The sequence below is a fragment of the Aminobacterium colombiense DSM 12261 genome, from assembly GCF_000025885.1.
Lineage (GTDB): Bacteria > Synergistota > Synergistia > Synergistales > Aminobacteriaceae > Aminobacterium > Aminobacterium colombiense.
Genome location: NC_014011.1, coordinates 617,704 through 631,547, shown reverse-complemented (window position 1 = coordinate 631,547; position 13,844 = coordinate 617,704). Strand labels below are relative to the sequence as shown.

Sequence of the window (13,844 nt, the reverse complement as noted above, 5' to 3'; positions counted from 1 at the left end):
TATCTCCCGAACATTACTGAGCGCCTTTCTCCACAGAGAGAAGAACTTTTTTCATGTCGTCAAGATTCTCAAGTATTTTCCCTACCCCTTGTGCTACAGAAAAGAGAGGGTCCTCCGCCACTATTACAGGGGTGCTCAAAGCGCGAGAAAACCGCTCAGATAATCCTCTTAGCTGAGAAACCCCGCCCGAAAGAATTATTCCCTGATCTACTATATCTTTTGCAAGTTCAGGTGGGGTCTGCTCCAGGGCGACTTTTACCATATCTTCAATTCGGCGGATTATAGGCTCAAGGGCTTCTCTAACCTCGTACGAGGTCACCATGTCTGCCTTTGGCAACCCATCTGCCAGATCTCGCCCCTTTACGACCATTTCCAGCTCATCTTCCATAGGGAGAGCCGTTCCTATCTGCATTTTTACTTCTTCTGCGGTGGTGTCACCAATAAGGAGAGCATACTTTTGACGGAGCATAGCAATAATAGCCTCGTCCATATCCTTGCCTGCCGTACGAAGGGAGTTCGTAACAACAATGCCACCCAGAGAAAGGACTGCGACCTCGCTTGTCCCGCCGCCAATATCAAGTATCATACTTCCCCGAGGCTCTTTTATTGGAAGACCTACTCCAATGGCAGCGGCAATTGGCTCTTCCACTACATAGGCTTCTCTTGCTCCTGCGCCCAAAGTGGCATCTACAACTGCTTTTCTTTCTACCTCTGTAACCTCGGCAGGCACTGATATGACTACTCGGGGATGGGCAAGTACAGTACTTCCCCCCGCAGCTCTTTTAAGACAATATCGAATTAATTCTTCTGTCATATCGTAATTGGCTATAACGCCATCCTGCAGCGGCCAAATAGTATAAACTCCCGTAGGGGTTTTGCCCGCCATAGCCTTTGCTTCATTTCCGACAGCTATAACTTCTATTTTGCCGCCGCCTTTTATTTTTTTACGGATGGCTACAGCAGAAGGCTCGTTAAAAACTATCCCTTTCCCCTTAATGTATACCACTATATTAGCCGTCCCCAAGTCAATCCCTACGTCAGTACCGAACATCCCAGAAATAAATCTGAACACTTGTACACTCCCCACCTTCATGCGGTATATCCTGGAGGAATTTGCACCCATTCCCCCCTAGCTGCAATAAAGTGCCCGACAAAACTTATGTCAAGCACGCTAAGACTGCGCTCAACAAACTCGGTTAGCATTATATCTTCCCGGCTTGGTCTTAATGTGCCGTTGGGATGGTTGTGGATCAAGACCATTCCTCTAGCATCAAGACGTACGGCCTTTCGAAATAAATATTTTACATCAAGGAATGCTCCTTCAATACCTCCATATGATACTCTTTCCTTCGAAATCACGCCTCCTTTTCCGTCAAGGAAAAGAGAAACTATGATTTCTCGCTCTTCTTCTGAAAGGAGTCGACACAGATAGCTTAAAGTTTTCCTCCATTCGTCTCTTTCACTTTCTATATTTGTATCACATGCCATCAATCTTTTGCCTAGTTCAAGAGCCGCAACCAGCACTGCCACTTTAGCCTTCCCCATCCCTTTCACCTGAAGTATCTCTGAAATTGAAGCCTTTGAGATGCCCTTCAACCCCCCGAAAAGATGGAGCAACTCCCCGGACAATCCTAGAACATCCTTGTTTTCGCTACCCGTTCGAAGAAGGATAGCAATAAGCTCCGCAAGAGAAAGCGCCGTCGCCCCTTCCCTGAAAAGCCTTTCCCGCGGTCGTTCTGAAAGAGGCAGTTGTTTCAATTTCACTTCACTTGTGACTCCCTGTCAGGCCAAAAAGGATTCCATTCTCTCTCTTGGCCTATTGTGGTTTCAGGGCCGTGACCGGGGAGCACTGCCATCGTATCAGGCAAAACTGTTAATTTGCGAAGGGAAAGAGCGAGGATTTTACTATCTCCGCCTGGTAGATCCGTCCTTCCCACACTTCTGGCAAAAAGAGTATCTCCCGATAAAAGAAGAGATTCATTATGCCTTTTCACCACATAGCAAATGCTGCCAGGGGTGTGCCCTGGGGTAGCTATGACAGAAATCGTATATTCACCTATCTGGATCTGGTCTGAATCCGCAAGCAACAAAGAAGCATTCCAGCCTTCAAAATCCAGCCCTATCCACTGGGAAAGATTCAGATTTGGATTGTTCAGTAGCTTTTCATCTTCTGTCGCAACAGCAACTCCTTTAGATGCATAAGGAGCAAGCATGGGAATTCCCCCAATATGGTCAATATGCCCATGGGTTAAAAGAATCCATTCAAGATGAATCTTCTGTTCCTCTAAGAAAGCGATGACATCGCTGGCCTCTCCGCCTGGATCAACAAAAAAACCCCTCTTGTGACTATCCCAAAAGAGGTATCCATTTGTCCACAAAGCCCCCAGGGGGAAACGTTTATAATCCATTAGGCTCCCTCCGGCGTATCAATAATAAGGGTGACCGGCCCATCGTTAACAAGCTCAACCATCATATGCGCCTGGAAAACCCCTGTTTGAACTGGTATATTCCGTTCTTTTGCCTTTGTTACAAAAACGTTATAAAGGGCGTCGGCTACTTCTGGTGGCGCTGCCTCAACAAAAGAAGGACGCCGCCCCTTTCGACAGTTGCCATACAAAGTAAACTGAGAAACCACAAGCAACTTCCCTCCCACATCTAAAAGAGAGCGGTTTAGCTTCCTTTCCTCGTCTTCAAACACTCTCAAGTTTACTATTTTTTCCACAAGCCATTCTGCATCTGCCGCTGTATCTTTTCCTGAAACCCCCAACAAAACAAGAAGACCCTGATCTATGGAACCTACTCTTTCTCCTTCTACACAAACAGAAGCAGATGAAACTCTTTGTACAACAGCTCGCATACATCTTCACCCCCGGGTTACTTCTATAACGTTCTTAACCGCATTAAGTTTTGCAACAATAGCATATAGATGTTCTATATCCCGTACTCTGATCTCTATTTTCATCCGGGCAAGTGTGCCGCCAACTACGTTCGCCTTTATACCCACAATGTTTCCATCACTTGCCATTATAGCTTGAGCCACGTCTGTAAAAAGACCAGACCTATCCATTGCTTCAAGCTTCAGCCTCGTAGTATATCTGTTCCCCCGTGTCCCTGGCCCCCATGAAATCTGTATAAGCCTTGTTTCTCCTGCCTCTTCCACATTCGGACAACCTGATCTATGAACAGTTATCCCGCGGCTACGAGTCGAATATCCTACGATCTCATCCCCTGGAACAGGAAGACAGCAATTTGCGATAACCACCTGAACGCCTTCGGCCCCTTCTACTATAATATCGGAATCTGTCTTCTTTATGCCAGCGGGAGGTATCTCTTCCGGAATCTCTGGTAAAGCGGGAACTTGCGTTCTACCAATAAGTTTTTGTATAAGCGTCGATGGGCTTAAAGTGTTGTTGCCTATGGCGACCAAAATATCCTCACCATTGGCATGTCCTATATCCCGGGCTATCCTGTTGAGAAGGGGGATCAGGTCTTCATATTCGGCACTGAGATCTTCTATGTCCCTTCTTTTAATTTCCCTTTCAAGAAGTTCATGCCCGCGCTCGATCTTTTCTTGCCTTTCTGCTTTTTCCTGCTGTCGAAAGAAGGAGCGAATCTTGCCTTTAGCCTTGCTGCTGCGGGCCATCTTAAGCCAGTCCCGGGAGGGGGTCCCTTGAGGTGAAGTAATAATTTTAACAATATCGCCATTTTTTACTTCATAGGTCAGAGACACAATCCGGTTGTTGACCATAGCTCCCACACAGCGGTTTCCAACCTGGGTATGAATGGCATAGGCAAAGTCTATAGGTGTCGACCCCTTGGGCAAAGACACCACTTTCCCCTGGGGGGTAAATACGAAGACATCAGATGTGAGAACATCTTCTTTTAGGCGTTCAAGGAACTCTGTTGGTCCCCCTTCATGATCTCCTTCGAGGGCCTGGCGAATCCATGTAAGGCGGGCATCCAGATCATCGAGGACATTGCCACCCTCTTTATATCTCCAGTGGGCGGCGATCCCATATTCCGCAAGACGGTTCATTTCAGCAGATCGTATTTGAACTTCCAGGGGTTCTCCCGTAGGACCAACGACAGTGGTATGAAGCGATTGGTACATATTTGTCTTTGGATTAGCTATGTAGTCATCAAATTGACCAGGGATAGGTTTCCAAATAGTATGGACGATACCCAAAACAGTGTAACAGGCAGCCACATCATCCACTACAACGCGCAAGGCTAGGAGATCATAAAGTTGCTCTACGGGAAGTTTTTTGCGATTCATCTTTTCATAGATGCTATAAAAATGTTTGGCCCGCCCTTTCACTTTAAAATGAATGGATTCCTGTTTTAAACGATCTTGAAGGATTTCTATAGCTTTTTTAATGATAGCTTCCCGCTCAGGCAATTTCTTTCGCACTCTGCGCCGTATCTCGTAATACATATCGGGGTCGGAGTATTTAAATGCGAGGTCCTCTAATCCTCTCTTTACCTGGTAGATTCCAAGTCGGTGAGCGAGGGGTGCGTATATTTCCAGCGTTTCTTTAGCAATGCGCAGTTGCTTATCCCTGCGAAGAGCTCCTAGGGTTCTCATATTATGAAGTCTGTCTGCCAACTTAATAAGAACAACGCGGATATCCTTAGCCATGACAACAAACATTTTACGAAGATTTTCTGCCTGATAGTCTTCGAAAGATTTAAAGGGAAGCTTGCCTAATTTCGTTACGCCATCTACAAGAGTAATAACATCATCGCCAAATGCTGATTTGACCTTCTCTGCGGAAAGGGCGGTATCCTCTAAAACATCGTGAAGGAGAGCCGCTATAAGAGTAACTAAATCGAGTTGCATGTCTGCAAGTATTGAGGCTACATTTATGCTGTGTACAACATATGGGTCTCCACTTGAGCGTTTTTGTTCACCATGAGCATCCGCTGCCATAACAAAGGCTTCGCCAAGTTTCTTCAGTTCTTCTTTGGTCAAATAATATGTCACTTTCGACCATAGCTCATGCCAAGCGAACTTAACAGAAATAGTTCGTTCTGTCTCTGGTATCCGTCCAATATAGCTATCTCGCAACTTCCCCAGAGACTTCTTATCGAGCCCAAGACTTTTAAGGTGGCGCTCCTGCTCTCTTGGATCTATTGGGTCTATTTCATATTCTAGGGAATCTGTGTGAATTTCTACCATGGCTCGATCACCCTTTAAATCAAGAATCTAACACTATATAATCGAGCATAAATTGAAGACGGGGCTGACCACGCCAAAAATCAACTCGAGGGTGGTATACCCAGCCTGTAATGTGCGACGAGGAAAGGGTTTTCAGAATTTCGACACTATTGAAAGCCACCAGATATTCTGAACCCAATTGTATCTTTAAATGAAGCCCCGTTTTCCCAAGGGGTAAGAACTGCTCATTTCCATAACTTTCGCAATACAATAAGGGACAAGGATTTCCCATACCAAAAGGACCGAGATCCAGAGCTGACTTCCAGTCCTGCAAGGTAATTTGAGACGGATGGAGAGCCAGGGCTGAAATTTCCGGATCCTCATATTCCACACTGGCAAGGATGTGTTCTAAATCACCTCTGAGCTTTTCCCAATTATCTTTTGACACAGAAAATCCCGCTGCCTGCTTGTGCCCTCCCCAAGCTTCAAGTTGATCTGAAAGGTGATCAAGAACCTGTACGGCATTGCCTCCTTCGGGCATACGCAATGTTCCTCTAATCCAATCCTGAACAGGGGCAGCTAAAACTACAGGGGCATTCTTTTCAGAACAAAGACGGCTCGCCACTCCGCTTAGAACTCCTACTGGCCACGATTCCTCGAAGAGAACGTGCTTAGATCGTTCCTCTACCACCTTTACCGCCTCTTTAGTGATACGGGTTGAAAGGTTTTGCCTCTTCCTGTTTAAGGAAATAAGCTCTTCCACATGGTTTTCAACTGGCTCTTCCCCTGTCAGCACTTTTACTGCAAGGTCCGCAAAGGCAAGACGGCCTGCTGCGTTTAAGCAAGGAATGACCTTCATAGCAAGTTGTTCTTCATTTACAAAACGATGAAACAGACCAAGGCGTTTTATAAGTAGTTCCAGCCCAGGTCGGGCGGTATAACGAATTCTTTCAAGTCCTTCCTTAACCAACGCTCTATTAAGGCTGCCTAATGTCATGCAATCAGCAATAGTCGCAAGGGCCACCAGGTCGAGATGTTCTGCAAGCCATTCCATAGGCATTATTTTAAATTGATAGGCCCACAGCCAAAGAACCGCGGTAGCACAAAGAAGCTTCCCTTCCTTATCACCGTCTATCTGCGGATTAACTATGAAAGAGGCTGGCAACTCCCCTTTCTCCGGGAGGTGGTGATCAAAAACAAAGACATTCATTCCAGTCTGTTGCGCTTCCTTTAAAATATCCCCATCCTTTGTGCCACAGTCCACGATGATCAATGTATCACAACCTGCGACAAGAAGTTGTTGTACAACCTGGCGATGGAGCCCATATCCTTCCATATGTCGATGAGGAATATAGTAGCGTACCCCTGCTGCCCTCTCTTTACATAATTCCATAGCGAGAGTGGTAGATGAAACGCCGTCAACATCGTAATCTCCATAAACAACTACATTCCCAAGGGATGATAGCCTCTGCCATCTCTCGGCCACCGCTCTTGCGCCTTCTCCAAGAAAACATGAGGCTGCAAAGAAATCAAGGCTCGGACTAAGCCAGGCCCGAGCCTTATCGATATCATGGAGAGAAACTCTTCCCTGCATTTCTAATATAGCTGCTACAAAGGGTGGACAGCTTAATTCTCTAGCAATTCTGTGGCAAGAATCCTCAAGAGTGGTCACATTTAATTTAGATCGCAAACAAAAAGATGTCACTGTTGTTCATTTTCCTCTCTTGGTGTAGTTTCAAACTCTTCTTTCACTGTTTCCAAAGGCTCCGAAGGAAGAACAATACAATTCTCTTTGCCTTCCTCAACACAGGAAGTTGCATTATGGGAAGTTACATTTGATGTGGCATTTAAAGCATTCAGCAAAGAAGTGCGTTCTTCTTCCAGTTTTTTCATTTTACCATCGAGCTCTCGAATCTGTTTCTTATACTTCCCACGAGATTCAAGGGCTGCTGACATGGAAACCAACCACATGAGAACGCAGCCTCCTGCAAAAACAGCCACTTCCCAGATACCTTGAGGAACCTGCCGTGTCCAAATTAAAAAATTGACAGTAATTTCTCCTGTATTTTGAAAGGCGAATACAGCCGATATGAGCATAGCAAGTCCTACTGCCAAAGCATAACTTCTCATGTGACTCCCTCCTAAGGATCCAGCCATATTATTTTTCTTCAGAACCAGTGGGTAAAGTCATCCTTTCAAGCCATTCTTTCTTATCTTCTTTCTCAAGGCTCTTCAGATATTTTCCCTTTTCCCTTTTTTCCCATAAGGGATCGTAAATTTGCTTTATCTCTTGCGCATATTCATCAAGGGCACGGGGAATCTCTCCTGAGAGAAGATTGCCCAAACCCCCGTGACATGGTCTAGCTCCAAATTTAGTTACCACTTCCCTAAGTACATCTGGATGATCCAGAATCATACATGGACGAAGAAGATTATCTTCTCCGTCGTAGGGGAGCTGATTACGAATATACGTGAAGAAAGGACTTCGTGCAATGTCAACAAGGGATTTTTGGCGAATATTATCCACGGCAAAAGGCACAAAAACACATGGTTCTACGCTTCCATCTGAAATTATATGCCAATATCGCTCTCCTGCCGCCATACATCCGTCAACATAGGGACCATCGTTCCAAAAATCACCGATAAAAATAGGACAATCATCTCTATGGCGCCATTCCTCTACTTTTTCGTGAAGTCTTGCCCTTTGATGGGGCGTTGCCATATAACTTAAATCTGGATTTTCACCTACAGGAACATATTGGAAAAACCAGCCAACTTTACAGCCCCGCTGAATCATGGTCTGAATAAACTCATCACTGGCCATATAATCTGCGGCAGAACGAGTGTAAGTGGCACTGAAACCAAACATGACCCCTGCCTCGTTTAATCTTTGATAAGCAGCTATCACTTTATCATAAACGCCGGCACCACGACGAAAATCCGTTTGTTCTCGACTCCCTTCAACTGAGATCATAGGCATTACGTTGCCAAGTTTAACAAGTCGATCCACCATTTTGTCATCAAGAAGGGTTCCGTTTGTGTATACCTGGAAATAACAATCATTATGTTTTTCCCATAAGTCTAAAAGATCGTTGCGGAAGAAGGCCTCTCCCCCCGAAAAAGTGAAAAAATACATCCCGAGATCCTTAGCATCTTTTAAGAGATTGTCCAGCTCATAAAAGGTGAGCTCCCTGCTCGTATCATACTCTGCAGCATAGCAGCCCTTGCAGTGAAGATTGCATTTCATCGTGGGGCTGATCACCATAAAATTAGGAAGGTGAACGTTATATTCTTTCTCTTTTTGATCCCTGATACCCCGACCAAGAACCATAAAGTTAACAACTAGGTTGTGAATGAACTTGGAAAGGCAATGGGGGTTAAGTTCCAGAGCAATTCTTTTAACGAAACCTACAAAAGGATCATTCTTTTCTACCATGTCAGCGAGCTGTTTAAATGTTTCTCTATGATAACGTGCCGGCGCGATGCCGGCTATTCCCCTAAAAAGAGTTGTTAAGTTTTTCTCATCTCCTTTTTTGAGCATTGAGGCTGCCTTTTCAATAGCTTTTTGAGAAAGAATTCCCTTTGCTCTATCAATCATAGTAATGGCCACTTTCATCATCTCCTTTAAGTGATTTTAATTTTGACCATTTACTTTGCAAAAAGGTAGATTTTATTCATTTTAATGGAGTATTTATATTTAGTAAAGCAACGCTAAAGCCTGTTCACTTTATAAGAAACAAGGGGGCCCTAAAAGCCCCCTTGTTGTCACACCATAAAAAGTTGGATCGTCACTGCTACTTCTTACTCTCGGGATATCTCAAATACCATTCAGCCAGAAGGGAACTCGCAATACAGACTGAACTATACGTTCCAACCAGAATGCCTAAAAGAAGAGCGAAGGAGAAGTTGGCTATTACAGCGCCACCCCATATGAAAAGGGCTAAAACTGGAAAAAAGGTTGTTAAGGACGTATTGATAGTTCTAGAGAGTGTCTGGTTTATTGACATGTCTAGTACTTCAAGAAGTCCCTCTTGCCTCAGATACTTCCAATTTTCCCTCACTCTGTCGAACACTACTATTGTATCATTAAGAGAGTAACCCACAATAGTTAAAATGGCAGCTATGAAGGGCAATGATATCTCGCGTCCCAGCAAGCTGAAGATCCCTAAGGTTATAATAGTGTCATGCATAAGGGCAATAACACTGACAACCGCAAAGCGAAATTTAAAGCGGACCGTGATATAAGCCAATATTCCAAGAAGAGCTAAACTTACAGCCAGAAAGGCTTCTCTTCGTAATTTTTCGCCTACTACAGGGCCTACCTTTTCAAATCGCAGTACTTCCATGCCTGGATACTTATCTTTCAATGTTTGAATCACTTCTTTGCGTGATTCCTCAGTGTCTACATTCACTCGGATAATGACGCCATTATCGCTATATCCCTGAATGACAGCCTGTTTCTGGCCAATTTCCGCCAAAACATCCCTGACGTCGCCAACAGGAACTTGTGAGGCAAACTCTACCTGAATAAGATTCCCCCCTGTGAAATCAATACCGAGGTTAAGCCCCTTGGTAAAAAGAAGCACTAGACTCACTACAATAAGACCCAGGCTTAGAAGGATCGCTTGTCTTCGATGTTTCATAAATTTAAATGAGAAATCTCTTCTGAACATGTCGCAAACCTCCCTCGCCTATGAACGGTTCACTAAAAATGGGGACTTAGAACCGCCCATAAGAACCTGCAGAAGTACACGCGTAACAACAATTGCACTGAAAACACTCGCCAAAATACCAATGCTTAACGTTACAGCAAAACCCCGTATTGGCCCGCTTCCAAAGTAGTAAAGCACTCCGGCTGCTATTAGCGTAGTAATATTGGCATCAAGAATGGTGGTTAAGGCTTTTTTGAATCCCGCATCAATCGCAGCAGTGGGTGTTTTCCCCAATTTTGCTTCTTCGATTATCCGCTCGTAAATTAATATATTCCCATCAACAGCCATACCTATAGTTAAAATGATACCAGCAATACCAGGTAGGGTCAGAGTTGCCTTTAAGCTGATAAGGCCAGCAAAAACCAGCAAGAGACAGACAGTAAGGGCTACATCGGCGGCTATGCCAAGAGTTCTGTAATAAAGCAACATAAAGCCCAGAACCAACAGGGTCCCGATAAGACCAGCCTTAAGCCCAGCGTTGATAGAGTCGGCCCCCAGACTTGGGCCAACTGATCTATTCTCAAGAACGTCTACAGGTACGGGCAGTGCACCTGCACGAAGCATTATAGCCAGTCTCTGAGCTTCTGCAGTAGAAAAACGTCCTGAGATCTGTGCATTTCCACCACTTATCCGCTCTTGAACTACTGGGGCTGAAACCACATTCCCATCAAGTACGATAGAGATCTGTTTCCCTACATTTTCCGCAGTGGCCTGTTCGAAGAGTTTTGCCCCCTCAGAGTTAAATTCAAGGGTAACAACAGCACGGCCAAGATTGTCAAATTGTGTTTTGGCATCTACAAGGTGTTTACCGCTTACAAGAGATGGGCCCAGCAAAAAGTATCGGCCTTCTTCATCCTTGGCAACAATATCGCCACCTGCAATCCCCACCTGCTTCTCTAGCTCACTTTTATATGTTTCTATTTCAACTTTTGCATCATTCCACCGCTTCTGAGCAGCCTGAAATTCATCATCACTGGCATAATTCTGGCGCTCTGGACCAGGAGGCATTGCTGGAGTCGCACCAAGCACTTTCCTAAACTCAAGCAACGCGGTCTTGCCTATTAACTCAAGGGCCGCCTCCGGATCTTCCACCCCTGGCAAGTCTACAATGACACGATCGCGTCCTTCCCTTTGAATAACGGGCTCCGCTACTCCATATTGATCAATACGATTCCTTAGAACTGCGAGAAGACGCTCTATGCTATCATCTGTCAGCGCACTTCCAGAAGTAGGCTTCGCCTGGAGAACAATATGAGCTCCACCTTTCAAATCAAGACCTAAATTTATCTTCCCATCAAGAGGAAAGACTGATAAAAGGGCGGCCACAACAACAACAATAACTATAGCAAGCCGCCAGCGGTCTTTTTTCAACATGACTTTACCCTCCCTAAACCTCAAGTTCCGCGTTTTTTCACAATTGATAAAACCAAAGCAAATGGAGTGGACACTACGAATGCCCTCTCCATTTGCAAATAAATTTATTTTGTTACCTTATTTTTTCTCGTTTTCTTCGGTTGTCTTTTCTTCTATTTTGTGTTCCTCAGAAACTTCTTTAGGTTCTTCAGTAACTTTTTCTTTCCCTTGCTCAGCCACAGATGATCTCTTGTTGACAATTGAAGACTTAAGAATGCGCACCTTTACGCCGTCAGCAATTTCAAGGATGATGCTATCATCTTTAACTTCGCGGATAATACCAAAAAAACCACCCGCTGTTATAACCTGATCGCCCCGGGTCAAGGCCGCCAACAGATCATCATGCTGTTTCTGACGTTTCTTCTGGGGACGAATAATGAAGAAATAAAAAATAAGCACAAATATAACAAGGGGGAAAAGCATTCCCAAAAGACCACCTTGTGCTCCTCCTGCTCCAGTTGTCTGACCGCATTGTTGATTCAAAGAAAACGCCTCCTCTACTTAATTCATCCTTTGAGTTTTAACAGTGATATTCTAACAGAATATCGTAAGCATGAAAGGGGCTTTTTAGCGCTCTTCACGATGTTTGAGGTAAAAAAGCAACTTTTCCAGTTCTACTGAGATATCAACGCTATAAATAAGCACACTATCAGGTGCCACTATTGACAAGGGAGAAAAGTTCAAAATTCCTTTGACTGTTCCTGCCTGTACTATTTTGTCCACACATTCCTGGGCTACAGAAGAAGGCACCGTGAGTATCACGACTTCTATGCCATTTTTTCTCATAACATCACTGATGTCATCCACGTGGTAGCAAGATATGCCTGCTATTTTTCTCCCGACTTTTTCTGGGTTCACATCAAAGAGCGCCTTTATATCAAATTTTGGACTTTTAAAGGCTTTATGTCCGAGAAGAGCTTCGCCCAGGCGGCCTACCCCTATAAGCGCTATAGGCCACTTGCGAGGTGAGGCCAGGATTCCGTCGATATGCCTGTATAGCTTTTCTACGTGATACCCAACCCCCCGCTTTCCTATTTCCCCAAAATAAGAAAGATCTTTTCTTACCTGACTCGCTTTAAAGGCCAGCATTTCCCCTATTTCCTGGGAAGACACTACTTTTTGCCCCTCATTATAAAGCTGTTCTAACAATCGGTGATATTGAACAAGTCTTTCAACCGTAGGTTCTGCTATTTTCATAATTTCACGTCCTTAGTTTTTCTAAAAAATATGAAAAACCCCTTATTACCTGCAAATATTAAAACGAGTCAAACCTGCATACTCTGTGCCCAGCCCGCTGCTTATTTCTTCTTCTATACGTAAAAGCTGGTTATATTTTGCCACACGATCCGTACGCGCAGGGGCTCCACTTTTAATTTGACCAGCTCCTATTGCGACCGCCAGGTCGCTGATAAAAGTATCATCTGTCTCTCCTGACCGATGGGATATAACTGTACTATATCCCTGTCGTATAGCCATATCAATAACTTTCATGGTTTCTGTCACAGTTCCGATCTGATTTAATTTAATCAAAATGGAGTTAGCAACCCCTTGACAAATTCCCCGCTCGAGACGTTCAGGGTTGGTTACAAAAAGGTCATCTCCCACTAACTGCATACTTTTGCCCAAGTTTTTCGTCAAAACAGACCAGCCGTCCCAGTCATCTTCAGCCATGCCATCTTCAATAGAAACTATAGGATAGGCTTTGCATAGATCACCATAATAAGATACTATTTCTTCTCTTGTTAAGATCTTGCCTTCTCCTTCAAAATTATAGCAGCCGTCTTTATAGAGCTCGGAAGCAGCTACATCAAGTGCCAGGCTAATTTGATCACCAGGAGTGTAACCGGCACTTTCTACTGCCTCTAAAATCAAATCAAGAGCTTGCCTATTGCTTTGTAGGTTAGGAGCAAAACCGCCTTCGTCACCAATCCCAGTGCTGTAGCCGCGATTTATAAGAGTTTTTTTTAGGGCGTGGTACGTTTCCACTGCCATTCGAAGGGCCTCTGTAAAAGAACCTGCACCATGGGGAACAATCATAAACTCCTGGATATCCAGATTATTATCAGCATGGGCGCCACCATTAATTACATTCATCATAGGGGTTGGCAACAGATTGGGTCCTATGCCCCCCAAATAGGCCCATAGAGGAAGACCGTGGTCCTCTGCCGCAGCCCTGGCCACCGCCATGGAGACACCAAGCATGGCATTAGCGCCGAGGTTGGACTTATTCTGAGTTCCATCCAGTTGAACCATTGCCATATCAATGAACACCTGCTCAGAAGGATCTGACCCTATTAATTCTGGCCCTATTTTATCATTTACATTTCCTACTGCTGTCAGTACCCCCTTGCCCATATAGCGATCTCCACCATCTCTTAATTCAAGAGCTTCATGGGTTCCTGTGGATGCCCCCGATGGAACAGCAGCTGTTCCAATAATGCCATTATCAAGCCAGACTTCCACTTCAACAGTAGGATTTCCCCGAGAATCGAGGATTTCTCTACCATATACACCCGCTATTACTCCCATGCCTATCATCTCCATTTTTAATTTTTATGAGT

Annotated in this window: 13 protein-coding genes; all 13 read right to left on the bottom strand. The window is 44.6% G+C overall.

The annotated features are described in order from the left end of the window. Positions 1 to 13: 13 nt before the first annotated feature. Positions 14 to 1,093, bottom strand: coding sequence for a rod shape-determining protein (gene mreB, locus AMICO_RS03025; RefSeq protein WP_013048002.1), 1,080 nt, complete (start codon positions 1,091 to 1,093; stop codon positions 14 to 16). Then, positions 1,090 to 1,764, bottom strand: coding sequence for a RadC family protein (gene radC / locus AMICO_RS03020; protein WP_013048001.1), 675 nt, complete (start codon positions 1,762 to 1,764; stop codon positions 1,090 to 1,092). Before radC ends, mreB begins: the two co-directional genes overlap by 4 nt. Further along, positions 1,761 to 2,408 (bottom strand): MBL fold metallo-hydrolase, encoded by a 648-nt coding sequence (locus AMICO_RS03015; protein WP_013048000.1) that lies wholly within the window; start codon positions 2,406 to 2,408, stop codon positions 1,761 to 1,763. Before AMICO_RS03015 ends, radC begins: the two co-directional genes overlap by 4 nt. Next, positions 2,408 to 2,857, bottom strand: coding sequence for a D-aminoacyl-tRNA deacylase (dtd, locus tag AMICO_RS03010; protein WP_013047999.1), 450 nt, complete (start codon positions 2,855 to 2,857; stop codon positions 2,408 to 2,410). The genes AMICO_RS03015 and dtd overlap by 1 nt, the downstream gene beginning before the upstream one ends. A 6-nt stretch (positions 2,858 to 2,863) precedes the next feature. Next, on the bottom strand, positions 2,864 to 5,179 hold the full coding sequence (locus tag AMICO_RS03005) for a RelA/SpoT family protein (protein ID WP_041459321.1): 2,316 nt from the start codon (positions 5,177 to 5,179) through the stop codon (positions 2,864 to 2,866). A 19-nt stretch (positions 5,180 to 5,198) separates the two neighbouring features. Further along, positions 5,199 to 6,830 (bottom strand): single-stranded-DNA-specific exonuclease RecJ, encoded by a 1,632-nt coding sequence (locus AMICO_RS03000; protein ID WP_041459509.1) that lies wholly within the window; start codon positions 6,828 to 6,830, stop codon positions 5,199 to 5,201. A 29-nt stretch (positions 6,831 to 6,859) separates the two neighbouring features. Further along, the gene (locus tag AMICO_RS02995) at positions 6,860 to 7,288 is read right to left on the bottom strand and encodes a LapA family protein (protein ID WP_013047996.1); all 429 of its coding nucleotides are present in this window, start codon (positions 7,286 to 7,288) and stop codon (positions 6,860 to 6,862) included. Positions 7,289 to 7,316: 28 nt separating this feature from the next. Next, positions 7,317 to 8,774 (bottom strand): radical SAM/SPASM domain-containing protein, encoded by a 1,458-nt coding sequence (locus tag AMICO_RS02990; protein ID WP_420794731.1) that lies wholly within the window; start codon positions 8,772 to 8,774, stop codon positions 7,317 to 7,319. Positions 8,775 to 8,952: 178 nt separating this feature from the next. Then, positions 8,953 to 9,831 (bottom strand): protein translocase subunit SecF, encoded by an 879-nt coding sequence (gene secF, locus AMICO_RS02985; RefSeq protein ID WP_013047994.1) that lies wholly within the window; start codon positions 9,829 to 9,831, stop codon positions 8,953 to 8,955. An 18-nt stretch (positions 9,832 to 9,849) separates the two neighbouring features. Then, positions 9,850 to 11,244 (bottom strand): protein translocase subunit SecD, encoded by a 1,395-nt coding sequence (gene secD / locus AMICO_RS02980; RefSeq protein WP_013047993.1) that lies wholly within the window; start codon positions 11,242 to 11,244, stop codon positions 9,850 to 9,852. A gap of 117 nt (positions 11,245 to 11,361) precedes the next feature. Beyond that, positions 11,362 to 11,766, bottom strand: a complete 405-nt coding sequence (gene yajC, locus AMICO_RS02975; protein WP_013047992.1) for a preprotein translocase subunit YajC — start codon at positions 11,764 to 11,766, stop codon at positions 11,362 to 11,364. 84 nt (positions 11,767 to 11,850) lie between these two features. Further along, positions 11,851 to 12,480, bottom strand: a complete 630-nt coding sequence (locus AMICO_RS02970) for a redox-sensing transcriptional repressor Rex (protein ID WP_013047991.1) — start codon at positions 12,478 to 12,480, stop codon at positions 11,851 to 11,853. Between the two features lie 45 nt (positions 12,481 to 12,525). After that, positions 12,526 to 13,812: a phosphopyruvate hydratase gene (gene eno, locus AMICO_RS02965; protein ID WP_013047990.1), complete on the bottom strand. Its 1,287-nt coding sequence runs from the start codon at positions 13,810 to 13,812 to the stop codon at positions 12,526 to 12,528. Between the last annotated feature and the right edge of the window lie 32 nt (positions 13,813 to 13,844).